Annotated in this window: 27 protein-coding genes; 12 read left to right on the top strand and 15 right to left on the bottom strand. The window is 59.1% G+C overall.

Annotated elements, in window-relative coordinates; translation table 11 throughout:
* The first annotated feature begins 96 nt into the window (after window positions 1-96).
* Complete coding sequence (gene pbpG / locus QOL84_RS09060) at window positions 97-1,035, top strand: D-alanyl-D-alanine endopeptidase (protein ID WP_283436982.1); 939 nt, start codon at window positions 97-99, stop codon at window positions 1,033-1,035.
* A 53-nt stretch (window positions 1,036-1,088) separates the two neighbouring features.
* Here pbpG and QOL84_RS09065 read toward each other — a convergent pair whose 3' ends face one another.
* From QOL84_RS09065 to QOL84_RS09075, 3 genes are all read right to left on the bottom strand, one after another.
* On the bottom strand, window positions 1,089-1,295 hold the full coding sequence (locus tag QOL84_RS09065; RefSeq protein ID WP_129391985.1) for a hypothetical protein: 207 nt from the start codon (window positions 1,293-1,295) through the stop codon (window positions 1,089-1,091).
* 12 nt (window positions 1,296-1,307) lie between these two features.
* Complete coding sequence (locus tag QOL84_RS09070) at window positions 1,308-1,514, bottom strand: DUF6021 family protein (RefSeq protein WP_129391982.1); 207 nt, start codon at window positions 1,512-1,514, stop codon at window positions 1,308-1,310.
* Between the two features lie 88 nt (window positions 1,515-1,602).
* The gene (locus QOL84_RS09075) at window positions 1,603-2,274 is read right to left on the bottom strand and encodes a cysteine peptidase family C39 domain-containing protein (RefSeq protein ID WP_129391979.1); all 672 of its coding nucleotides are present in this window, start codon (window positions 2,272-2,274) and stop codon (window positions 1,603-1,605) included.
* A gap of 236 nt (window positions 2,275-2,510) precedes the next feature.
* Between QOL84_RS09075 and QOL84_RS09080 the strand changes: the two genes are divergently transcribed.
* Window positions 2,511-2,669, top strand: coding sequence for a hypothetical protein (locus tag QOL84_RS09080; protein ID WP_283436983.1), 159 nt, complete (start codon window positions 2,511-2,513; stop codon window positions 2,667-2,669).
* A 174-nt stretch (window positions 2,670-2,843) separates the two neighbouring features.
* Here the strand turns inward: QOL84_RS09080 and QOL84_RS09085 are convergent, their stop codons facing one another.
* Entirely contained in the window at window positions 2,844-3,593 is a 750-nt protein-coding gene (locus QOL84_RS09085) for a TerC family protein (RefSeq protein WP_129391973.1), read from the bottom strand.
* Window positions 3,594-3,622: 29 nt separating this feature from the next.
* Window positions 3,623-3,865 carry a hypothetical protein gene (locus QOL84_RS09090; RefSeq protein ID WP_129391970.1) on the bottom strand — a complete coding sequence of 81 codons (243 nt, stop codon included), beginning with the start codon at window positions 3,863-3,865 and terminating at the stop codon, window positions 3,623-3,625.
* Between the two features lie 235 nt (window positions 3,866-4,100).
* On the opposite strand from QOL84_RS09090, the gene nhaR reads away from it, so the two are divergent.
* A complete protein-coding gene (gene nhaR / locus QOL84_RS09095; protein ID WP_016986874.1) occupies window positions 4,101-5,000 on the top strand; it encodes a transcriptional activator NhaR in 900 nt (299 codons plus the stop codon).
* Here the strand turns inward: nhaR and QOL84_RS09100 are convergent.
* Window positions 4,995-6,158: an MFS transporter gene (locus QOL84_RS09100; RefSeq protein ID WP_129391967.1), complete on the bottom strand. Its 1,164-nt coding sequence runs from the start codon at window positions 6,156-6,158 to the stop codon at window positions 4,995-4,997. The two genes, nhaR and QOL84_RS09100, sit on opposite strands and share 6 nt — an antisense overlap.
* 337 nt (window positions 6,159-6,495) lie before the next feature.
* Between QOL84_RS09100 and sstT the strand changes: the two genes are divergently transcribed.
* A complete protein-coding gene (sstT, locus tag QOL84_RS09105) occupies window positions 6,496-7,725 on the top strand; it encodes a serine/threonine transporter SstT (RefSeq protein WP_283436984.1) in 1,230 nt (409 codons plus the stop codon).
* Between the two features lie 317 nt (window positions 7,726-8,042).
* Here the strand turns inward: sstT and QOL84_RS09110 are convergent, their stop codons facing one another.
* Complete coding sequence (locus QOL84_RS09110) at window positions 8,043-8,552, bottom strand: DUF1993 domain-containing protein (RefSeq protein ID WP_034154670.1); 510 nt, start codon at window positions 8,550-8,552, stop codon at window positions 8,043-8,045.
* A 125-nt stretch (window positions 8,553-8,677) separates the two neighbouring features.
* Between QOL84_RS09110 and QOL84_RS09115 the strand changes: the two genes are divergently transcribed.
* Window positions 8,678-9,325, top strand: a complete 648-nt coding sequence (locus QOL84_RS09115; protein ID WP_129391961.1) for a YceH family protein — start codon at window positions 8,678-8,680, stop codon at window positions 9,323-9,325.
* A 134-nt stretch (window positions 9,326-9,459) separates the two neighbouring features.
* Here QOL84_RS09115 and QOL84_RS09120 read toward each other — a convergent pair whose 3' ends face one another.
* Together QOL84_RS09120 and QOL84_RS09125 are read right to left on the bottom strand one after the other, a co-directional pair.
* Window positions 9,460-9,978, bottom strand: coding sequence for a cupin domain-containing protein (locus QOL84_RS09120; RefSeq protein WP_283436985.1), 519 nt, complete (start codon window positions 9,976-9,978; stop codon window positions 9,460-9,462).
* A 210-nt stretch (window positions 9,979-10,188) separates the two neighbouring features.
* Window positions 10,189-11,007, bottom strand: coding sequence for a shikimate 5-dehydrogenase (locus QOL84_RS09125; RefSeq protein WP_283436986.1), 819 nt, complete (start codon window positions 11,005-11,007; stop codon window positions 10,189-10,191).
* A gap of 256 nt (window positions 11,008-11,263) precedes the next feature.
* Here QOL84_RS09125 and QOL84_RS09130 point away from each other — a divergent pair, with 256 nt between their 5' ends.
* The 3 genes from QOL84_RS09130 to QOL84_RS09140 all read left to right on the top strand — a co-directional run bounded on the left by QOL84_RS09130 (window position 11,264) and on the right by QOL84_RS09140 (window position 12,332).
* Window positions 11,264-11,620 (top strand): hypothetical protein, encoded by a 357-nt coding sequence (locus QOL84_RS09130; protein WP_283436987.1) that lies wholly within the window; start codon window positions 11,264-11,266, stop codon window positions 11,618-11,620.
* A gap of 231 nt (window positions 11,621-11,851) precedes the next feature.
* A complete protein-coding gene (locus QOL84_RS09135; protein ID WP_129391949.1) occupies window positions 11,852-12,046 on the top strand; it encodes a hypothetical protein in 195 nt (64 codons plus the stop codon).
* A gap of 103 nt (window positions 12,047-12,149) precedes the next feature.
* Complete coding sequence (locus tag QOL84_RS09140; RefSeq protein WP_129391946.1) at window positions 12,150-12,332, top strand: hypothetical protein; 183 nt, start codon at window positions 12,150-12,152, stop codon at window positions 12,330-12,332.
* Here QOL84_RS09140 and QOL84_RS09145 read toward each other — a convergent pair.
* Complete coding sequence (locus QOL84_RS09145) at window positions 12,329-13,390, bottom strand: AI-2E family transporter (protein WP_283436988.1); 1,062 nt, start codon at window positions 13,388-13,390, stop codon at window positions 12,329-12,331. The genes QOL84_RS09140 and QOL84_RS09145 overlap by 4 nt on opposite strands.
* Before the next feature lie 111 nt (window positions 13,391-13,501).
* Window positions 13,502-14,188 (bottom strand): cysteine hydrolase family protein, encoded by a 687-nt coding sequence (locus tag QOL84_RS09150; protein WP_283436989.1) that lies wholly within the window; start codon window positions 14,186-14,188, stop codon window positions 13,502-13,504.
* 180 nt (window positions 14,189-14,368) lie between these two features.
* Between QOL84_RS09150 and trhP the strand changes: the two genes are divergently transcribed.
* Window positions 14,369-15,706, top strand: coding sequence for a prephenate-dependent tRNA uridine(34) hydroxylase TrhP (gene trhP / locus QOL84_RS09155; protein ID WP_283436990.1), 1,338 nt, complete (start codon window positions 14,369-14,371; stop codon window positions 15,704-15,706).
* A gap of 106 nt (window positions 15,707-15,812) precedes the next feature.
* Here trhP and QOL84_RS09160 read toward each other — a convergent pair whose 3' ends face one another.
* On the bottom strand, window positions 15,813-16,676 hold the full coding sequence (locus tag QOL84_RS09160; protein WP_129391934.1) for a LysR family transcriptional regulator: 864 nt from the start codon (window positions 16,674-16,676) through the stop codon (window positions 15,813-15,815).
* 100 nt (window positions 16,677-16,776) lie between these two features.
* Between QOL84_RS09160 and QOL84_RS09165 the strand changes: the two genes are divergently transcribed.
* Window positions 16,777-17,673, top strand: coding sequence for a DMT family transporter (locus QOL84_RS09165; protein WP_283436991.1), 897 nt, complete (start codon window positions 16,777-16,779; stop codon window positions 17,671-17,673).
* Between the two features lie 136 nt (window positions 17,674-17,809).
* Here QOL84_RS09165 and QOL84_RS09170 read toward each other — a convergent pair whose 3' ends face one another.
* Together QOL84_RS09170 and QOL84_RS09175 are read right to left on the bottom strand one after the other, a co-directional pair.
* Complete coding sequence (locus QOL84_RS09170) at window positions 17,810-18,040, bottom strand: hypothetical protein (RefSeq protein WP_283436992.1); 231 nt, start codon at window positions 18,038-18,040, stop codon at window positions 17,810-17,812.
* Window positions 18,041-18,132: 92 nt separating this feature from the next.
* Window positions 18,133-18,846 (bottom strand): FadR/GntR family transcriptional regulator, encoded by a 714-nt coding sequence (locus QOL84_RS09175; RefSeq protein ID WP_129391925.1) that lies wholly within the window; start codon window positions 18,844-18,846, stop codon window positions 18,133-18,135.
* 356 nt (window positions 18,847-19,202) lie between these two features.
* On the opposite strand from QOL84_RS09175, the gene QOL84_RS09180 reads away from it, so the two are divergent.
* Both QOL84_RS09180 and gudD read left to right on the top strand, forming a co-directional pair.
* Window positions 19,203-20,549: an MFS transporter gene (locus QOL84_RS09180; RefSeq protein WP_283436993.1), complete on the top strand. Its 1,347-nt coding sequence runs from the start codon at window positions 19,203-19,205 to the stop codon at window positions 20,547-20,549.
* Between the two features lie 39 nt (window positions 20,550-20,588).
* Complete coding sequence (gudD, locus tag QOL84_RS09185; RefSeq protein WP_283436994.1) at window positions 20,589-21,932, top strand: glucarate dehydratase; 1,344 nt, start codon at window positions 20,589-20,591, stop codon at window positions 21,930-21,932.
* Window positions 21,933-22,020: 88 nt separating this feature from the next.
* Here gudD and QOL84_RS09190 read toward each other — a convergent pair whose 3' ends face one another.
* Window positions 22,021-22,899, bottom strand: coding sequence for a LysR family transcriptional regulator (locus tag QOL84_RS09190; protein WP_283436995.1), 879 nt, complete (start codon window positions 22,897-22,899; stop codon window positions 22,021-22,023).
* Between the last annotated feature and the right edge of the window lie 146 nt (window positions 22,900-23,045).

Genomic DNA, 23,045 nt, shown 5'->3' on the forward strand with positions numbered 1-23,045 from the left:
TCGACAGATCTTCAGCCATACTCCTAGAATGCGACGCTTTGAAGAAATAACCCGTTACAAACTAACGGAATATCCAACCTTTATGAGTTCGCCCGCGTGAAAATTCGTCTTTCGATTCTGAGCCTGTTTTTTGCTTTTGCAGGCACATTCATCACGCCAACGATCAACGCTGCGGAAACCACCGCTGCCCCGCGTGACGCTTCGACACTGAAGATCGCTTCCGGCAGCGCCCTGCTCATGGATATGCAGACCAACAAAGTCATTTATTCCAGCAACCCTGACGTGATCGTGCCGATCGCCTCCGTCAGTAAGCTGATGACTGGACTGGTAGTGGTTGAAGCCCGGCAAAACATGGACGAATGGATCAATGTCGATATCAGCAACACACCGGAAATGAAGGGTGTGTTCTCCCGAGTCAAACTGAAAAGCGAACTGCCGCGCCGCGAGATGCTGCTGATTGCCTTGATGTCCTCGGAAAACCGCGCGGCTGCCAGCCTCGCGCACCACTACCCGGGTGGTTACGCAGCCTTTATTGCGGCGATGAACGCCAAGGCCAAGGCACTGGGCATGACCAACACTCACTATGTCGAGCCGACGGGTCTGTCCGAGCGCAACGTCTCCACCGCTCGCGACCTGAGCAAGTTGCTGGTAGCGGCAAGCAAATACCCGATCCTCAGCGAACTCACCACCACCAAAGAAAAAACCGTGTCGTTCCGCAAACCCAACTACACCCTGGGTTTCCGCAACACCGATCACCTGGTCAACAAAGCCGACTGGGACATCAAGATCACCAAAACCGGCTTCACCAATCCTGCCGGGCATTGCCTGGTTCTGGTGACGAAAATGGGTAACCGCCCTGTCGCGCTGGTGATTCTCGACGCCTTTGGCAAATACACTCATTTTGCCGACGCCAGCCGTATCCGCAGTTGGGTGGAAACCGGCCGCAGCACCAACGTTCCAGCGGTTGCGCAACAGTACAAGGCCGAGAAAAACCTCAAGTCGCGTCAGAGCGGCGTGGTCGAAGCCTCCAAGTAACTTGCCGCACAAGAAAAAGCCCCGAAACTTCGGGGCTTTTTTTCGCCTGACCATCAGTCATTCGGCAGCGGCATCTGATCATCATCAGGAATGCCATCCCCCGCACTCGGATCCCGCGAGGGTTCCGGCGTCAGCACATTGGGCCGGGCCAGCGGATCGCGCAGCGGGCTGTCCGGGTCCAGCACCGGATCAATTTCCGGCTCAGGCGTAGTCGGCACACTGTCCGGTTTTTGGTCGTCGAAGCTTGAATCGGTACTCATACGCACCTCACATCAAGGTTTCAGATTGGCCAGCGGGTCATAGGGTTTTGCCGGCTTCTTGTCATCTTCGCCGGGTTTGACGTCTTTCGGCGCTTTAGCCGGGCCGACGGGATCGACCTGAGGATCAGCAACGTCCGGAGAGTCCGGGTCAAAGCCCAGGTCATGACCTGAGGAGTGCTCGGACGAATGCGGGCCTTTCGGGGATAGGGGATCTGCCATGTTCGCCTCCTGATTCACCCGAAAAGCGGGCTCTATGCGTAAGAGGCTTGCCGGGCGCAGTCGTGCCCGGCAGATGACGAACGGAGACTCAGTGCGCGGCCAACGCCTTGCGCGCTTGTGCCGCTTCATTTTCCTGGCCGGCCTGCGCGAGTTCGTCGGCAGCCTTCAGCCAGCGCTGACGATCGACTGCCGCGGGGATCTGCGTAGGTTTCTGAATCAGGATGGCCCAGCCGCCAGACTTTTCCAGCGCGGACTCAAAGGCGCTGAAACTCATCAATTCGCGGCGGTTCATGCCGGCGCGCAGCAGCACTTTCTGCTTGTTGCGGTCGTAACCGGAGAGGATTGCGTAGCGCGGTTCTGCCCAGAATGCAGAGCCTTCGCTGAAGCGCACCATCACCGGGTAACCCGCAGCGACTTGGGTCAACAGTGCCGGCAGATTGCTGTCCAGCGGGTAAACGACCATGCCGTATTCACGCGCGAGGTTTTGCAGGTTCTGCTGCAACTGGTCTTCGGCACCCGGCAAATGCAGGGGTTTTTCCAGCAGGCCCGGGGTAATCACAATGCCCTGCTGTGACAGCAGACTGGCCAGCACTTGTGGCGCGCTCTGATTGGCCTGGCCACGATAGAACGTGCCACTCAGCTCGACCCGCTCCGGCAGACGCTTGACCTCCGGCGCCACGCTGCCGGCACAACCGGCCAACGCCACTGCACAACCGGCCACCAGCAGCGCTCCACGAATTCGAGAAAATACCTGCACCATCGTCACTCTCTGTTCAGACGCCGGTCATCGTGTTCCGGCAACGCCAGCGATCATAGGGCCGCGCACGGCTGCGGTATAGCCTTAAACCGTAGACGCATCGCTTGCATAGAGCGAACTGATTGGTCACTACCGACCTTTGGTCAATAGTCTGAAACACCCCGGCGACTAGACTGTCACTGAAACAGAGCGAATTGAAAAAAAGTGGGCGCCCGAAGCAGGGCAAAGAGGAGGCACTGATGAGCCTGACCATGACCATTGTAATGTTGATTGCCGGCTGGCTGGCCGTTGCCGCCGCCATGCTGTGGGGCGTTTTGCGCATTTCCCGTCGTCACCATCACCCTCCGATCCAGCCCAAACCCGAGAAACATAGTACCCGGCACGCAACCGCACACTGACCTACGGATAAAAATCCCCTGTCGGAGCTGCCGAAGGCTGCGATCTGTTGATTTTAAAAGTCAAAAGATCGCAGCCTTCGGCAGCTCCTACACAAAGCACGCAAAGCACACAAAGCACACAAAAAAAGGCCGCCTGACTTCAACAGTTCAGGCGGCCTTTTGACTTATTGCATCTTACGCAGCAGCGTTGAGCTTCTTCTGCTTCGCGCGACGAGACAGCATGTTCAGCACTTCGATACCCGCCGAGAACGCCATGGCCGCGTACACATAACCTTTCGGTACATGGGCGCCGAAGCCTTCGGCGATCAGCGTCATGCCGATCATGATCAGGAAGCCCAGCGCCAGCATCACCACCGTCGGGTTGTCGTTGATGAACTTGGCCAGCGGTTCAGCTGCAAACAACATCACCAGTACCGACACGACTACCGCGATCACCATGATCGGCAAGTGTTCGGTCATGCCGACCGCGGTAATGATGCTGTCGATCGAGAACACCATGTCGAGCATCAGGATCTGCCCGATGGCAGCGGCGAAACCGAGGGTAACGGTCGACGTCGCGGTCTTCGGATCTTCCGGTGCCGGATCCATGCTGTGGTGGATCTCGGTCGTCGCTTTCCACACCAGGAACAGACCACCGGCAATCAGGATCATGTCCTTCCACGAGAAGGCCTGGCCGAGAATCTCGATGACCGGCGCGGTCAACTGGACGATGAAAGCGATGGTGCTCAACAGCGCCAGACGCAGGATCAACGCCATGCCGATACCGATGCGGCGGGCCTTCTGCTGATACTGCTTGGGCAGCTTGTTGGTCAGGATCGAGATAAAGATCAGGTTATCGATGCCGAGCACGATTTCCATCACCACCAGTGTGGCCAGAGCCACCCAAGCGGCGGGGCTGGCGGCGAGTTGTAACAGATATTCCATGGGTCAGTCCTGACTCTGTGTAAGACGGTTTAAATGGTCTTGGAGGAAGATTCGGATGTTTCCGGGTCTTTTTCCGGTGCTTCTTTCTTCTCGATCAAGCCACCGGTGGCGTCGCTGAGCGCTTGTTCAGCGGCCTTGTGGGTGTCGTCGATCGCTTGCTTGGCGCTTTCGGCGGCTTTGCCCATCAACTGCTGGGCGCTTTTTTCGACCTGGTCGCAACCGGCCAGAAGCAGTAAAGACGTAAACATCAACGCAGGCATTGTGTATTTCATGTGGCTTCCTTCGAATGAACAGACAGGGTCACAGACCGGCCGTCGATGGCTGGGCATTCTAGGGAGACAAACACTTCAGGAAAATTCGTATTTTTAGCGGCTATACTTCGGTTTTTACGAACTCACACACTATTCAATGCAGGAGCTGCTGCACGCTGCGATCCTTTGATGTTGGCTTTTTAAAAAAAGTCAAAAGATCGCAGCCTGCGGCAGCTCCTACGGGGGCGCGCGGCGGATGCTTAATTATCGACAACTGCATTATTTCTGGGTGGTGGCGAAGACCGGCAGCATCGTGCGCGCCTGCGAGCAACTGAACCTGACGCCACAGACCATCAGCGGGCAGATATCGCTGCTCGAACAAACCTACGGCATAGAGTTGTTTCGACGCGTCGGCCGACAACTTGAGCTCACTGAGGCCGGGCGCCAGGCCCTGCCCTACGCCGAGCAGATGTTTCAGCTCGGCGGCGAACTGGAATTGATGCTGCGCGCCCAGCCCAACGAACAGCAGATCCTCTTCCGTGTCGGTGTGGCGGACGTGGTGCCGAAATCCATCGTCTATCGCCTGATCGCACCAACCATGGAGCTGAACGAGCCACTGCGCATCACTTGCCGCGAAGACAAACTTGAACGACTACTCGCCGATCTGGCGATCCAGCGTCTCGACCTGGTGATCTCCGACAGCCCAATGCCCTCGCACCTCGACATCAAAGGCTACAGCCAGAAGCTCGGGGAATGCGGGATCAGTTTCTTTGCCACCGCCGAGCTGGCGGCGCGTTACGGTCAGGATTTTCCACGCAGCCTGCACGGCGCGCCGCTGTTGATTCCCGGCGCCGAAACCGTGGTGCGCAGTCGTTTGCAGCGCTGGTTTGCCGAGCAGCAGATCCAGCCGCAAATCGTCGGTGAGTTCGATGACAGCGCCTTGATGCAGGCATTCGGCCAATCCGGCAGCGGGATTTTTATCGGCCCGAGCGTGATTGCCGATGAAGTGAAGCGCCAGTACGGCGTCGAGCTGATTGGCCAGACTGACGCGGTGACCGAGTCGTTCTATGCCATTTCGGTAGAACGCAAGGTCAAGCACCCCGGCATCGTTGCGATTACCGAAGGTGCCCGACGCGAGCTGTTTACCGCGTTATGAAGCCTCGGCGCACATGTCGCGCGGCTTCAGCGTCATCAGCACCATGGCGAGGAATACCGACAGCAGGATGAACCCGGCGGCGGCAAACCCGAGGAAGCCCAGGCCCGCACTGTCGATGACCCGGCCACCGACCATGGCGCCAAGACCGATGCCCAGATTGGCCCCGGCGATATTCAGCGACGCGGCAAACGCTGGCGCTTCCGGCGCGGCTTTCATCAGGCGCACATGGCTGACCAGGAACAACGCGGCCTGGGTAATACCCCAGATCCCCATCGCCACCGCCAAACCCAATGGCGAATGAATGTTCGGCACCAGCGAGACCATGCCGGCAATCATGAATGCGCAGAACAACACCGAGGCCCCCAGCGGATGCCGGTCCACCGCACGTCCGCCGAGCGAGTTGCCGATCAACCCGACCGCGCCGAAGCCCATCAGGCACCAGCCGACCACGGCGCCGTTGAACCCGGCGAGGCGCTCAAGAATGTCGGCCAGATAGGTGTAGGCAGTAAACATGCCGCTGAACACCAGGATCGACAGGACGATATGGCCAATCATCAACGGGCTGCGCAGGATCTTGAACTGCGACGCGAAGCTGACCTGATGTTGGTGCAGGCTGGTTTTCGGCAGGTAAACAAACAGCAGCAACGCCTTGGCAAACGCGATCACCGCCAAAATGCCGAACGCACTGCGCCAGCCGAATGCATCGGAAATCAGCGTGCCGACGGGAATGCCGAACACCGTGGCGCAAACAATGCCGAAACCGATCTTGGCAATCGCGCGACCGGCGAAATCCGGGCCGACGATGTCTACGGCAGTTTCACTGGCCAACGCCCAGAACACGGGTAAACCCAGCGCCGGGATCAATCGGGCAATCGCCATCACCCAGATGTTCGGCGCCAGTGCGGCCACGGTATTGGCCAGGCCAAACATGATCAGGATGCTGATGAACAACTTGCGCCGTTCAAAGCGGGCGAAATATGCAGTCAAGAATGGCCCGAACAACGCCACCGTGAAAGCGAATAGAGTCACCAGCAGGCCGGCCTGTGGAATGGTGACTTCAAGGTCTCGGGCAATCGCCGGCAACAGGCCGACAATGACGAATTCCGTGGTCAGCACCGTGAAACCGGCGGCGGACAACAGAAGAATGGGCAACAGCATGCGCAACTCCAGCAAAACGACGACACCAGCGTTGACCCGGAGGCCCGCTGGCAGAACTTGAAAATAAGGATGCGCAATCTTAACAGAGTGTGTCCGGGCTGACTTGCACAAACCTGCCGACTTTGTTGCCCGAACCGGTGGCAGATCGTCACAGGTCTGAAGGATGAGGCCTGTGCTGTGATAAAGTCCGCGCCCTTAAAAACGTACAGCCTATTCAACGACCAGTTTATTGGCGTTGATGTAGCGTCAACACTTTCGGTTCGTAGCGCTGGTCTGCCCCTGTTTTTGCCGCCGCTTGCACGCACCTTGCACCCAATAAAAAATCAGAGATGCCGTTATGACTGCTTCATCCCCTTCTCTATTGCAACGCCTGAAGAACCTGAGCCTGGTCGCACAGATCCTTATCGGCCTGATTGCCGGTATCGCCCTGGCGCTGTTCGCCCCGGAAGTGGCAAAAAGCACTGCGTTCATCGGTAAAGTGTTTGTTTCAGCGTTGAAAGCCGTGGCGCCGATCCTGGTGTTCGTGCTGGTGATGGCTTCGATCGCCAACCACAAGCACGGTCAGGAAACCCACATCCGTCCGATTCTGTTCCTCTATCTGCTGGGCACTTTCGCCGCCGCAGTTGTTGCCGTGATCGCCAGCATGGCGTTCCCGTCGCATCTGGTGCTGGCGACCGAAAACGTCGCAGTGACAGCGCCAGGCGGCATCGCTGAGGTGCTACAAAGCTTGCTGCTGAGCGTGGTGGATAACCCGGTCAACGCACTGATCAACGCCAACTTCATCGGCATTCTGGCCTGGGCCATCGGTATGGGCGTCGCGATTCGCCATGCCGGCGACACCACCCGCGAAGTGCTGGGTGATCTATCCAATGGCGTGACCGTGATCGTTCGGGTAGTGATTCGCTTCGCGCCGCTGGGTATTTTCGGTCTGGTCGCTTCGACTCTCGCCACCTCCGGTTTCGGCGCGCTGATCGGTTACGCGCACCTGCTGGCCGTGCTGCTCGGCTGCATGCTGTTCGTGGCGCTGGTGATGAATCCGTTGATCGTGTTCTGGAAGCTGCGTCGCAACCCCTACCCGCTGACCCTCAAGTGCCTGCGCGAGAGCGGCATCACCGCATTCTTCACCCGCAGCTCGGCGGCGAACATTCCGGTCAATCTGGAGTTGAGCAAACGTCTGGGCCTGCATGAAGACACTTATTCGGTATCGATCCCGCTGGGCGCGACCATCAACATGGCCGGCGCGGCGATCACCATTACCGTGCTGAGCCTGGCAGCGGTGCATACGCTGGGCATTGCCGTGGATATTCCGACGGCAATCCTGCTCAGCGTTGTCGCCGCGATTTGTGCCTGTGGCGCCTCGGGCGTGGCCGGTGGTTCGTTGCTGCTGATTCCGTTGGCGTGCAGCCTGTTCGGCATCCCGAGCGAGATCGCCATGCAGGTCGTGGCAGTCGGCTTCATTATTGGTGTGTTGCAGGATTCGGCGGAGACGGCGCTGAATTCGTCGACTGACGTGCTGTTTACCGCAGCGGCTTGCCTGGGCGAAGAAGCCAAAGCCCAACGCGCTTGAAGATCAAAAGATCGCAGCCTGCGGCAGCTCCTACATCTGGAATGCGTTCCCGGTAGGAGCTGCCGCAGGCTGCGATCTTTTGCCTCAGCCATGAAAAGCCCGCCAAGGCGCAAACCTTGGCGGGCTTTTTTGTGGCGGAGATCTTTTCCCCTCACCCCAACCCTCTCCCCCATGGGGGCGAGGGGGAAAGGGGCAGACCGAGTGCTGTTCAAAACCTGAGTTCGACTGGATATTTCACTTCGGTGCAGCTCGAACAAACAACCAGATCAGTCCGCTCTCCCTCCGGGAGAGGGCTAGGGTGAGGGGCTTTGGGTGTTTTAGAACGCGCCCATGTAATCGCGTTTACCCACTTCAACACCGTTGTGACGCAGCAGCGCGTAAGTGGTGGTGACGTGGAAGAAGAACTGCGGCAGGCCATAAGTCAGCAGGTAAGCCTGACCGCTGAAGCGCTTCTCTTTCGGCGTGCCCGGACGGGTAACGATTTCGATGCCTTCCTTGCCGTCGATCTGCTCTGGCTTGATCTCGCCGATGTAGGCCAGAACCTTGGCAATCAGGGCTTGCAGCTCGGCGAAGGTGGTTTCGGTGTCGTCGTACTTCGGCACTTCGACTTCAGCCAGACGCGAGGAAACGCCTTTGGCGAAGTCCACGGCGATCTGGACCTGACGGGTCAGCGGGAACATGTCCGGGTACAGACGCGCTTGCAGGAAAGCGTTCGGGTCGATGTTTTTCTCGGTAGCGTGAGCTTCAGCCTTTTTCAGGACATCGCTCAAAGCGTTGAGCATTTGTTGAAAAACCGGGACGGATGCGGCGTACAGGGAAATGGTCATGGCAGTCTCGTGTGGTGGCTGGGTGGAACAAGGAGGCGATTATAGCCATCCTTGATGACCACACGGCTTGCCTTTTGTTTGGCAAGGATTAGGCTAGTCGGCTTCGACTGCAGAGGGAACGCGCGATGACCACCGAACATGAATCCACCTTCGACGAACCACGGCTGAACGCCACGGAAATCCGCATTCTCGGTGCGTTGATCGAGAAACAGGCGACCAGCCCGGAAACCTATCCGCTGACCCTCAATGCTTTAGTTCTTGCCTGTAATCAGAAGACCAGCCGCGAACCGGTGATGAACCTCACTCAGGGCCAGGTCGGCCAAAGCCTGCGCGCCCTCGAAGGTCACGGTTACGCCAAGCTGGTGATGGGCAGCCGCGCCGACCGCTGGGAACACAAGGTCGACAAAGCGCTGGAACTGGTGCCGGCACAGGTGATTCTGACTGGATTGATGTTTCTGCGCGGCCCGCAAACCGTCAATGAGCTGCTGACCCGCAGCGGACGCATGCATGAATTCGAAGATGCCGAACAGGTGGTGCATCAGCTTGAGCGTTTGATCGCGCGCGGGCTGGCGGTATTGATTCCACGTCAGGCCGGGCAGCGCGAAGACCGCTATACCCATGCGCTGGGCGATCCGGCGGATATCGAGGCGATCATGGCTGCGCGGCAAAATCCGCAGGAACGCGGCGCTAGCAGTGGCGTGTCGGTCGAGCGCATCGAAGAGCTGGAAGCACGGATCGCAGCGCTGGAAGAACGCCTGGCGCGCCTCGAATAACCCCGCCGTTTTATTGTGGGAGCGAGCCTGCTCGCGAAGAGGTTGTGTCAGCTACATCATTTTTGAATGACACACCGCATTCGCGAGCAGGCTCGCTCCCACAGGGGTTATTCATCAGGTTTTATATCCTGAGATTACTCGCCATCCCAGTAATCGACGCCATCCGCCTGCCGCGCTACCGCAACAAAGCCTGAAGCATTGCCCTCAGCATCGACCGTGAAGCTGTCCATCACCGCATATTTGTTCGAATCCGGGTATTCGCAAATCTCCGGCTGCTGCTGGGTGCTCACCGCCAGATAACGCAGTTCGGCCTGGCTGGTATTGATGATCTGATGCGCCTTTTCCGGACCGCCCGGCGGACAGGCGATCACGTCACCTTCGCGGATCGGGAAACGCTCGGTGCCGAGACGCACCTCGCCTTCCCCGGCCACCACGTAAAACATTTCTTCATTGACCCGATGACTGTGAAACGGACTGCCGCGCATGCCCGGCGGTAACACGTACAGGCGATAACCGAGTTTCTGCGCGCCGAGTTGCTGGCCAATCCGCGCCATGCGCTGCTGATAGCGCCCGGCGGTTTCGCCCTGCGGGGCCAGGGCTTCGGGCAAAGGTTCGAGTTCGACCTGATGCAGGTTGAGGATGGGCGGGTGCATGGCGGGCCTCGGTCACGGTTTTTGTGGAGGGCAAGTCTGTGCTTGCTGGTGGGGCAGTATAGGCAGCAGGATAAACCGAGGTGGATTCATCGCTGGCAAGCCAGCTCCCACAGGTATCGGGCTGGAACACCAGATTGTGGACAGCCCCAGATCATGTGGGAGCTGGCTTGCCAGCGATGGGGCCAGTCAACTCACCGCATAATCTCAGAATCAGCTCCGGGCAAACGCTACCGCCGCCGCAAACTGCGCTTCATTCGGGCGCACTCCGGTGTACAGCACAAACTGCTCCAGCGCCTGGATCGCAATCACCTCAAGCCCGGTGATGACCTTTTTACCCTCAGCCCGGCCACGCACGATCAACGGCGTCTCCGACGGAATCGCCACCACATCAAACACCGTATCCGCCGCTTTGATCAGCTCAGGCGCAAACGCCAACTGCCCCGCCTCCGGACCGCCATCCATCCCCACCGGCGTGACGTTGACCAGCATCTGCGGCCGCTCGTCGCCCTGTTCAGCCTGCCAGCGATAACCCAGCGAATCCGCCAGCGCCCGCCCTGCCCGCTCATTTCGCGCAACGATCAGACCGTTTTTATAGCCGCCATCCCGCAAGGCACTGGCCACCGCTTTGGCCATGCCGCCGCTACCGCGCAGGGCGAAGGTGGTTTCCTTGGGCACCGCGTGGGTTTTCAGCAACTGCTCGATGGCGATGTAATCAGTGTTGTAAGCCTTCAGATGGCCGTTGGTGTTGACGATGGTATTGATTGACTGGATGGCCGCCGCAGAGGCATCCAGCTCATCAACCAAGGCAATGCTGGCCTCCTTGAACGGCATCGACACGCCGCAACCACGAATGCCCAAGGCGCGGATCCCGCCGACTGCACCATTGAGGTCCTGGCTGCTGAACGCCTTGTAATAGAAATTCAGGCCCAATTGCTCATACAAATGGTTATGAAAACGCAGACCGAAATTCCCGGGGCGCCCGGACAGGGACATGCACAGCTGGGTGTCTTTGTTGGGGTTCATCTGCATAAAACTTCTCCTTCAAACGCACTTTCGGATGGACGGGATTAGCCAGCCCATCGGGTTCTGAACGATCATAGAGGCCTGTTTTAAACGTATCGCGCGGCCCTTGCACGGCCCGGTAAAGAAGCCGGTACAGACCTTACACAAAATTTACCCAGCGGCTGTGCTGATTTTCAGAATTTCGCTGTCTTAGAAGTATCCCCGCGACAACTGTGGGCCTGGTGCAGGCCCTGCCGCCGGGTCGAAGAACCGAGGATTTATCATGATTCGTAAACTCCCTATCGTGGCCCTGCTGATTGGTGCATTTGCTGTCGCAGGGCAAGCAGAAGCCCATGGCGGCAACTACTGGCAAGGCCCAGCGTTGTTTGGCGCGATCGTCGGCTCGGCCATCATCGGCTCGGCGCTTATCAACCAGGATCGCCCGGTGTATGTCCAGCAGGCGCCGGTGTATGCCGCTCCGCCACCACCGGTTTATGTGCAACAACCACCGCCTCCGGTCTATTACCAGCCCGCGCCGGTGTACGTGCAACAACCGGTCTACGTGCCAGCCCCGGTGTATTACGGCCCACCCCGCGGCTATTACGGCCGGCCGTATCCTTACCATTACGGCCGCTGGTAACAGAAAGACCAAAGCCCTGCTTTATAGCGGGGCTTTTTTATGACCGTTGGTCGGCCAGCGTCTGAAAAAATCTCGCCAAGGTCGCTGTGAGGACAGTTCCACCGGCTAAAGTCGGCATGATTGATTCGACCGTTGTATACATTTGCACAAAACGGTCATTTCTTTGTCATGACGGAACGGCAATCTGAATCCGTCCGCTAACAACAGGTTGATAACAACAAGGACGACTGTATGCCTACACAAAATCCACACCGCATCGTCGGCTTGTGCACCTCCAGCAAGGTGTACAGCGCGCTGACCGAGCTCAAGCACCTGGAAGGCCACCGCTGCGCCAAGCTTCTTTCGCTGCTGGCGGAAAACCTCGTGCACAAAGGCCTGCTCAACGAGCGCGAAGTGATGCACATGCTCGATCAAGTGGTCGACTGACGCCAGACCTCACTGGCATCAATGACCACTATCGAAACTGTTGATTGTCGCTGAAACCGGCGAGCCCCTAAGGTAGCTCCATAGATTGATGGAGGTACTTGTCATGGCTCAGGTTCAAATCATGTCCGTTGTCGGCAGCGCCGTTCCCGCCTCGCTCAGAGAGCTGGGCTTGCTTGCCTGCTGGTATCTGGTGCGCGACGGCGAGGCAATCAGCGGCCCGCTCACCTCGTTGCCCGCCGCCCAGGCGTTGTCACAACAACTGGTCGCCCACCCGTTCCACGCCTAAGGTAATTGCACCTTCGGTTTGGTCTCGATGAACAGCGCCCAGCTCGACATGAACAATGCAGCGATCAATGGCCCGATCACAAAGCCGTTAAGGCCGAATACCGCCAGACCGCCGAGGGTCGAGATCAGAATCATGTAGTCCGGCATCCGTGTGTCCTTACCGACCAGAATCGGGCGCAACACGTTGTCCACCAGACCGATCACGAAGACCCCGAACAAACCCAGCACCACGCCTTGCCAGATCATCCCGCTGAGCAGGAAGTACGCCGCCACCGGCGCCCAGACAATCCCCGCGCCCACCGCTGGCAACAGCGACAGAAACGCCATCAATACCGCCCACAGCAACGCGCTGGGGATATCGAGAAACCAGAAAATCGCCCCGCCCAATGCGCCCTGCGTGATCGCCACGACCAGGTTGCCTTTGACGGTCGCCCGTACCACCCGATTGAACTTCAATTGCAGCCGCCGCTTGTGATGTTCCTCCAGCGGCACCGCAATGCGGATCTTGCGCACCAGCTCGGCGCCATCGCGCAGGAAGAAAAACAGCAGGTAGAGCATGATGAAAAAACTCACCACGAATTCGAACGTACCCTGACCAAAACTGAATGCCTGACTCGCCAGCACCTGGCTGCCCTGCATTGCCGCTTTGACGATTTTCTCGCGCAAGCCGTTGAGTTCGCCCATGCCGAAGCGATCGAGCAGATGCTGGAAATATTGCGGCAGGCTGTGCTTGAACTGCGCCAGATAGGCGGCGATATCGAGCTCGCCGCTTTCGATGTTCTTGTAGACCGTCGCCCCTTCCTGCACCAGCAACACACTGAGAATGATCACCGGCAGAATCGCGATCACCAGACAGATGCCCAGGGTAAACAGCGACGTCAGATTGCGTTGCCAGCCAAATTTGACCTGCAACCGGCGTTGCATCGGCGCAAACAGAATGCCGAGGATCACCGCCCAGAACACCGCACCGTAAAACGGCAACAGAATCCAGATGAAGGCCACGGTGACCAACAGCAGCAAGACTGTCAGCGATTTGAATTGAAGACTTTTTACGTTCATGTCCGGTCCATGTCAGTCAGGCGTCATGCACGCCCCGAACCTTAGTCAGCCGGGGCGTGCGCGAGTGCCATCTTTATTCATGGAGCATAGTTGCCGATTGGCCCGAGCCTGTTATGGAACCGGCAGCTTGATGATCTGATCGGTGGTCAGCACGTCGCCGAAGGTGTCTTCCACTTCCGCCAGCGCCGCTTTATGCAGCGAATCCTTGTCGATCGAGGCACCGTTGGCGCGGGTGATCGCGCGGGTCGCCGAGGCATCGGAGGCAACAATCACGCTGTAGCCGAGCGGCGCTGCATCACGCGCGGCACCGGCGACACAGGCGTGAGTCATCAGCCCCGCGACGATGAGCGTGTTAATGCCAGACTGCTTCAGCCGTTCGTTCAGATCGGTACTGCCGAATACGCTGACGGTGGTTTTTTGCAGAACCACATCCTTGGCCCTAGGCTGCATGTCCTTGTGAAACTTCACCGTTTCGCCGTCGATGGCAAACACTGGCGACCCGGCTGGCGCAACGTGCTGAACGTGATAAACCGGAATGTCATGACGATCGGCGAAGGCTATCAGCTCGCGGGTGTTAGCCAGCGCTGCGGCGCCGTCGGGGATCGGCATCCGGCCGCTGAAGTATTCGTTCTGGAAATCGATCACCAGCAGCGCCGACTTGCCTGCGGGCAACTGACTGACCGGCGTCGCGCCCGACATTGCGCGGATAGTTGGATGGCTGTCGGCGACAGCAGCGGTGCTGGCCAATACACCGGAAAATGCACAGGCAGCGAGCAAGCGACGGGTAAAACGTTGCATGGGTGGCTCCTTCTGATTTGAGTGGATGAGCCAAGATTAAGCAGCTTGTTCCACGCCGAACACAGGGGTTTGGGCACATCATCTGTGCTGTTTCTGCACAGATGACCAAACATAGATCCAGATCAACAACCCCAGCCCGCGAGCGCTTTACCCTGCCGCACTTTTGCCAGCGACGCCGCCATGACCCTCACGCCTGATCTCGCCGCCCCGGAACTGCTCGCCCCCGCCGGCACCCTGAAAAACATGCGCTACGCCTTCGCCTACGGTGCCGATGCGGTATACGCCGGGCAACCGCGCTACAGCCTGCGCGTGCGCAACAACGAATTCGATCACGCCAACCTGGCGCTGGGCATTCGCGAGGCGCAAGCGCAAGGCAAGCGCTTCTATGTCGTGGTCAATATCGCGCCGCACAACGCCAAGCTGAAGACCTTTCTCAAAGACCTCGCGCCGGTGATCGAGATGGCCCCGGATGCGCTGATCATGTCCGACCCGGGCCTGATCATGCTGGTGCGTCGACATTTTCCGCAGATGCCGATCCATCTTTCGGTGCAAGCCAATACGGTGAACTGGGCGAGTGTCGAGTTCTGGCAGCAACAAGGGCTGAGCCGGATCATCCTGTCGCGCGAACTGTCGCTGGAAGAGATCGCGGAGATCCGCGAGCACGTGCCGGAAATGGAGCTGGAAGTGTTCGTTCATGGCGCATTGTGCATGGCCTATTCCGGGCGCTGCCTGCTCTCCGGCTACATGAACAAACGTGATGCCAACCAAGGCAGCTGCACCAATGCCTGTCGCTGGAAATACTCGGCGCAGCCAGCCACGGAAAATCAGCTCGGCGAGATCGTGCAGACTTTTCAGCCCGAGCCGACCCTGGGCATCGGCACCCCGACCGATCAAGTGTTCCTGTTGCAGGAGGCCAATCGCCCGGACGAATTGATGCCCGCCTTCGAAGACGAGCACGGCACCTACATCATGAACGCCAAGGACCTGCGCGCGGTGCAGCACGTCGAGCGTCTGACGCGCATGGGCGTGCACTCACTGAAGATTGAAGGCCGGACCAAATCGCACTTCTATTGCGCACGCACCACCCAGGTTTATCGCCGGGCCATCGATGATGCAGTGGCAGGACGCGAGTTTGATCGCAGCCTGATGAACGATCTCGAATCACTGGCCCAGCGCGGCTACACCGAAGGTTTTCTGCGTCGGCATGTGCATGACGAATACCAGAATTATCAGCACGGCAGTTCGGTCTCGGAGCGCCAGCAGTTTGTCGGCGAGCTGACCGGCGAGCGACGTGAGCGTCTGGCCGAGGTCAAGGTGAAGAACCGTTTTGCCCTCGGCGATCATCTGGAACTGATGACGCCCAAGGGCAATTTCCACTTTGATCTGCAGCAGTTGCACAACGCCAAGGGCGAACCCATCGAGGTGGCGCCGGGGGATGGCCACACGGTGTATCTGCCGATTCCGGATGCGGTGGATTTGCGCTTCGGCTTGCTGATGCGCGACCTCGGCACACCATAATCCCTGTAGGAGCTGCCGCAGGCTGCGATCTTTTGATCTGGATTTTAAGAACAACATCAAAAGATCGCAGCCTGCGGCAGCTCCTACATTGATGGGGGTGCGGTTTTCAGGTGAATTCTTCACGCAACATCGCCACAAACGCTTCACGCGCCGGGTGTACCCCGGCGTTTTCGTGCCAGTAAAACAGATTGTCGACGGCCGTCAGTTCGGGAAATTCGAACCCGACGCAACCGGCACCTTTGGCGTACTGCTCAAAGACGCCTTTGGGCACCAGCGCCACCCCGGCCCCGGCACTTACGCAGCCAACAATCGCCCCGTAACTGGCCAGACTGACGATCGGCAACGCCAGCCCCTGACGCAACAACCAATGCTCCAGCGCCGCGCGGTAAGGGCAACCCTGCGGCCACATGAACACGGTCTTGTCTTGCAGATCATTGATGTCGCGCACCGGCCCGAAGGAAGTGGAGGCAATCAGCAGCAACTCCTCGCGGTACATCGGCGTGCGTTTGAGCTGCGAACGCTCGACGTCCACCGCCACAATCGCCCCGTCGAGACGATGGCTGACGGTGTCATCGAGCAACTGCCCCCAAGTGCCGGTAGTCAGTTCCAGCGCGACCTGCGGATAGCGCTTGTGAAACTTCGCCAGCAAGCGCGGCAATCGCCCGGTCGCCGAAGATTCGATGGCACCGATGCGCAGCGGCCCCGACGGTTCGGACGAAGGATCGACCGCGCGCTTGGCCTCGGCGGTCAACGCGAGGATTTTCTCGGCATAGACGAGGAAAGTCTGCCCCGCCGGGCTGATGCGCAACCCGCGCCCTTCACGCAAAAACAGCGCAACGCCCAATTCCGCCTCCAGCGCCTTGATGCGCGCGGTGATGTTCGACGGTACGCAAAACAGCTTTTGGGCCGCACGGGCAATGCTGCCGACCTCGGCCACGGTCTTGAACATGCGGATCTGTGCCAGCTCCATACTCATCACTCTGAGTGAACATTCAGCACAGTATAAGTCAGTTGTGGCGAATGATTGCGCGCCCGGATACTCGGCGCATCACCCTTCTGGTAGCGCGATCATGCCGTCCACTTCTTCTTTCAAAATCATCCTGGCGATGGCGTTCGTCGTCGCCTGCTGGGCGTATTCGCCGACCGGTATTCACCTCGGCCTGCAAGCCTACGACCCCGGGCATCTGGCGCTGTTGCGCTTTCTTCTGGCGTCGCTATTGATGGCCGTGCTGGCCGCATTCAAGGGCATTCGCCTGCCGCAACTGCGCGATATGCCGTTGCTGCTGGCCTTGGGTTTCTTCGCCGTCAGCCTGCATCACGTGGCGCTGAACATCGGCCAGCAAAGTGTCAGTGCCGGTGCCTCGAGTGTGCTGGCGCAATCGAGTCCGCTGTTCAGCACGCTGCTCGCGCGGTTCCTGTTCAAGGATCAGGTCAGCGCATGGCGTTGGGGTTGTGTGTTGCTCGGGTTTGTCGGCGTGGTGATTGTGGTCAGCGGCGACAAGGGCTTGGGCGATATTGACGCGCATGCCCTGCTGATCCTGCTGGCGGCGGTTTCGTGGAGCATCTATTTCGCCCTGCAAAAGCATCATGCACGGCGTTACGACGGGTTCAGTCTGGCGTGTTACGCGGTATGGTCGGGGACGTTGTTGCTGCTGATTTATTTGCCGGGGCTGGCCGAAAGGGTCATGCAGGCGCCGCTGCGGGTGCAGTGGGCGGTGTTGGCGCTCGGGGTGTTTCCCAGTGCGCTCGCGTATCTGGCGTGGGGATTTGTGCTCAAGCATGTGGATCTGAGCCGGGCGACGATGACCTTGTACCTGATACCGCCGACAGCAATGGGGATTGCTTCGGTGGGGTTGGGCGAGCGGCCGACATTGATGGTGCTGGCGGGGTCGGCAGTGGTGCTGATCAGTGTGTTGGCGTTGAATCTGGAGCGGCGGATCGGGGTTGTTCGGACGGCTGCGGCCTGATCGGACATCTGATTTGAAGCTGATGCCGTCTTCGCGAGCAAGCCCGCTCTCGCATTGGAATGCATTTCAAATGTGGGAGCGGGCTTGCTCGCGAAGAGGCCAGAACAAACAACATTAAACCCGAGTCAGTACCCTCTCAGCGCCGATCATCCGACAACGGTGTCGGCTCATCCGCCGGCGGCACATCCTCGTCCGCTCCCGGATCCTTCCAGTCATCCGGCCGGTCGGCGTCGCTCAGCGGATCGCGCCCAGGAGGCATGCCCATCGGTGAATCATGATCGGCCAGCGTCGGTTCATCAGTACCGGGCATTGGCCGGGTGGGGTCGGTGGGAAGAACACCACCCTGAAACAGCAAATCATTCGCCATGACACACCTCACGAAGGAGGTCCGGAAATCCCGGGCCGTACAGGTTGGAAGCGCACCGGTGTCCGGCGTGCTGTCGAACAGACCAGCGGCGATCAGCCCTGCGCACTGAAGCGATCGCGGCTGTTGCTCAGGTGCAGCCACATCGCCGCGCGCGCTGCGTCGGCATCCTGACGCTTGATCGCATTGAAAATCGCCTCGTGTTCGAGATTGGCCAACTGCCCGAGCTTGCTCAGGTCCGCCGCGCCACGCTCGGCGGCGTTGAGCCGGTGACGCGGAATCATCGCGCTGCCCAAGTGCTGCATGATCTCGCTGAAGCAGACGTTGCCGGTGGCCTCGGCGATCAGCAGATGAAAACGCCTGTCGGCTTCAACGCAACTGTCGTTGTTGGCCAGCAGACGTTGATAGTCGTCCAGCGCCTGACGCATCTGCAGCAGTTGCTGTTCGCTGCGACGCTGCGCCGCCAATGCCGCTGCCTGGGTTTCCAGCCCCAGGCGCAGTTCGAGAATGCTGCGCACGCCAAGTGCCGTGTCGACATTCAGACGCAAGCCCTGCTCGGCTGCGCGTTCGATCACGAATGTACCGATGCCGTGCCGTGTCTCGACCAGCCCCGACGCCTGCAATTTCGAGATCGCTTCGCGCACCACCGTACGGCTGACCCCGTGTTCCTGAACGATGGCGTTCTCCGACGGCAGCTTGTCGCCGGGCGACAGCTGGCCGAGCAGAATGCTCTGGGTGAGCTTCTCCACCAGGTCATGGGCAAGGTTGTGCGCGCGTTTGCGGGCGGGGGCGTCGAGGTCTTCTTGCATGGTCGATTCCGGTCATCGTGGCCTGCGGATCGTAGCACCGCACGGGCGCCGGGCCCGATTGATTTTAGTGCTAAATTGCCATTCAACTTGTATGACAACACTCAATACCGAAAACAACCAATTCAATCATCCGGTAGCAGAAAACCCTGAAAGCCTGTGCGCCGGCACACGAACCTCTGAACAAACCATCAACAAACACGGGCTTATTACGCACAAAAGCATAAAAAACTGCGCTTTCATAAATATTTATTCGGCCCCCGCCACTTGTAGGACAAAAAATTCAGGTTGTATGATGTCTATCAACAACGCAGCACCTGCCTTGCCCCGCATAAAAATAATCAGTGGGAGAAAACCAAGTGAAAACCTCCGTCTCCGGGATGCACGAGGGCGTCGATTCGACACTCGCCTCGGCCATCTCGAAAGTCAAACGCCACGTCCTGCCGCTCTTCGTGATCATGTTCATCGTCAATTACATTGACCGGGTGAACATCGGTTTCGTCCGCACCCACATGGAACACGACCTCGGTATTGGTGCTGCCGCCTACGGCTTCGGCGCCGGTCTGTTCTTCATCGGTTACGCGCTGTTCGAAGTCCCCTCCAACATGCTCCTGCAAAAAGTCGGCGCGCGAATCTGGCTGACACGGATCATGTTCACCTGGGGCCTGGTCGCCGCCGGCATGGCCTTCATCCAGAACGAAACCCACTTCTACGTGTTGCGCTTTCTGCTCGGCGTGGCCGAGGCCGGGTTCTTTCCCGGGGTGATCTACTACTTCACGCGCTGGTTGCCCGGCGTCGAGCGCGGCAAAGCGATTGCGATCTTCCTCAGCGGTTCGGCCGTGGCATCGCTGATCTCGGGTCCGCTGTCCGGCCTGCTCCTGCAAATCAACGGGCTGGGCCTGCACGGCTGGCAGTGGATGTACTTTATCGAGGGAATGTTTTCGGTAGGCCTGTGCGTGTTCGTCTGGTTCTGGCTCGACGCCAAACCCCATGACGCAAAATGGCTGACCCGTGCCGAACAGGACGCACTGGTCAACGCCATCGATGACGAACAAAAGGCGCGTGAAGCCGCGACACCGATCCGGCCGTCGATGGGCAAACTGCTCAAGGACCGGCAGATCATTCTGTTCTGCCTGATCTACTTCTTCATCCAGTTGACCATCTACGCGGCGACCTTCTGGCTGCCGAGCATCATCAAGAAAATGGGCGAGATGAGCGACTTCCAGGTCGGCCTGTACAACTCGATTCCGTGGCTGCTGTCGATCATCGGCATGTACGCCTTCGCCTCGTTCTCAGCCAAGTGGAAACACCAGCAGGCCTGGGTCGCGACCGCACTGTTGATTGCGGCGGCGGGGATGTTCATGTCGACCACCGGCGGATCGGTCTTCGCCTTCGTCGCCATCTGTTTTGCCGCGTTGGGTTTCAAATCCGCTTCGTCGCTGTTCTGGCCAATTCCGCAGGCGTACCTGGATGCCCGGATCGCTGCGGCGGTGATTGCCCTGATCAACTCGGTGGGCAACCTCGGTGGCTTTGTCGCGCCGACCACGTTTGGCCTGCTCGAAGAACACACCGGTTCGATTCAGGGCGGCCTCTATGGCCTGGCCGCGACCTCGATCATCGCCGCGATCATTGTCTTCTTCGCGCGCACCACAGCAAAACCTGCTGCTGAACTACCCGTGGCCGACGCCGCGCCAAAGCACGCCTGACGTCCATTGTTAAAGATTGCGAATTAAAAGGATAAAAACATGACCGCACACGACACTGCCAAAGCCCCGATCATCACCGACATGCAAGTCATCCCGGTGGCCGGCCACGACGGCATGTTGCTCAACCTGAGCGGCGCCCACGGGCCATTTTTCACCCGCAACATTGTCATTCTCAAGGACAATGCCGGCCACACCGGCGTTGGTGAAGTGCCCGGTGGCGAGCGCATCCGCCAGACGCTGGAAGACGCGCGCAGCCTGGTGGTCGGCAGCCCGATCGGCACGTATCAGAAGATCCTCAATCAGGTGCGCCAGACCTTCGCTGAGCGTGACGCCGGCGGTCGTGGCCTGCAGACTTTCGACCTGCGCATTACCATTCACGCAGTGACTGGCCTGGAAGCCGCCCTGCTCGACCTGCTCGGTCAGCATCTTGATGTACCGGTGGCGGCGTTGCTTGGCGAAGGTCAGCAACGCGATGAAGTGAAGATGCTTGGTTATCTGTTCTACGTCGGCGATCAGCGTGAAACCGACCTCGCCTACCGCAGCGAACCGGACGCCGACAATGACTGGTTCCGTGTGCGTCACGAGCAGGCCATGACCGCCGAAGCCGTGGTACGCCTCGCCGAAGCGGCGCACGCGAAATACGGTTTCAAGGACTTCAAACTCAAGGGCGGCGTGCTCAGTGGCGATGCCGAAATTGAAGCGGTGACGGCGCTCGCCGAACGTTTTCCTGATGCACGAATTACCCTCGATCCGAACGGCGCGTGGTCACTGAAAGAAGCCATTCGTTTGTGCCGCGATCAGCATCGTGTTCTCGCCTATGCCGAAGACCCCTGCGGTGCGGAAAATGGTTACTCCGGTCGCGAAGTGATGGCTGAGTTTCGCCGCGCGACAGGACTGAAAACCGCCACCAACATGATCGCCACTGACTGGCGTGAAATGGGTCATGCGATCCAGTTGCAGTCGGTGGATATCCCGCTGGCCGACCCGCATTTCTGGACCATGCAGGGTTCGGTGCGCGTGGCGCAGATGTGCCATGAGTGGGGCCTGACCTGGGGTTCGCACTCCAACAACCACTTCGACATTTCGCTGGCAATGTTCACCCACGTCGCCGCCGCCGCGCCGGGCGAGATCACCGCCATCGACACCCACTGGATCTGGCAGGACGGCCAGCGCCTGACCAAGGCGCCACTGCAAATTGTCGAAGGTTGCGTGCAAGTGCCGAAAAAACCGGGGCTGGGCGTGGAGCTGGACATGGACCAGGTGGCCAAGGCCCACGAACTGTATAAAGGCATGGGCCTCGGCGCGCGGGATGACAGCGTGGCGATGCAGTTTCTGATCCCAGGGTGGAAATTCGATAACAAACGGCCATGCCTGGTCCGCTGATGTATCACTGATAACTGTAGGAGCTGCCGAAGGCTGCGATCTTTTGATTTTTTTTTGAAGATCAAAAGATCGCAGCCTTCGGCAGCTCCTACGGGGTTTGCGTCATGTGCAGCAGCCAGTGTTTGAACGCACTCATCGCCGCCGTCTCCGGCCGCGACTGCAACCGCGTCAGCCAGTAACTGCCGGTGGTGATCTCGATCGCAAACGGCTGGCGAATCGCATCCGCCGCCAGTTGCCGGGCGAACATCAGCGGTGGCGCCAAAGCCACCCCACTGCCCTGCAAGGCCGCTTCCATCATCGCCAGCGACGAGTCGAAGACGATGCTCTGCGGTGGCGCCGCTTGGGTTGCCAGCCCGGCCGCATGAAACCACTCCGGCCACTCATCAGTGCGATAGGAGCGCAGCAAGGTCTGCTGCAACAAATCCCCCGGCGCATGCAATTGCCGGGCGATTTCCGGCACGCACAACACCGACAGCGGCGCATCAAGCAAGCGTGTGGCTTCGATGCCATGCCACGCCCCGGCGCCGAAACGAATTGCGTAATCGAGGCCTTCAGCGGCCACATCGACGCGATTGTTGTTGGTCGACAGCCGCAAATCTATGAGCGGATGTTTCGCCCGAAAGTCCGCCAGCCTCGGCAACAACCAGCCCACGGCGAACGTACCCACTGCACCGACGGTCAACATCTCGCGATATTGGCCACCGGCAAGACGTTCGAGAATCTGCGCAATGTGGTCGAACGAAGTGCTCAACACCGGCAGCAGGGTTTCACCTTCGCTGGTCAGCATCAGCCCGCGGGGCAGGCGTTTGAACAGCGTGACGTTGAGTTGCGCCTCAAGGCTTTTGACCTGATGGCTGACCGCCGCCTGCGTCACGCACAGCTCCACGGCCGCGCGAGTGAAGCTCAAATGGCGCGCCGAAGCTTCGAAGGCGCGCAGTGCGTTCAGCGGCAATTGCGGTCGAATCATGCCCAGTCCCAAATTTTTCTAATGGCTCGTGCGAGTTTTCGTCGTTTGTCGATTAGCGGCCCGCTGACTAAATTGGCGGCGCTGAGCAGTTGCCCAACGAAGAAATCGCCCGCAGTGTAGCGGGATAACACCATCAACACTCATGG

It is taken from the genome of Pseudomonas helmanticensis, from assembly GCF_900182985.1.
GTDB classification, from domain to species: domain Bacteria; phylum Pseudomonadota; class Gammaproteobacteria; order Pseudomonadales; family Pseudomonadaceae; genus Aquipseudomonas; species Aquipseudomonas helmanticensis.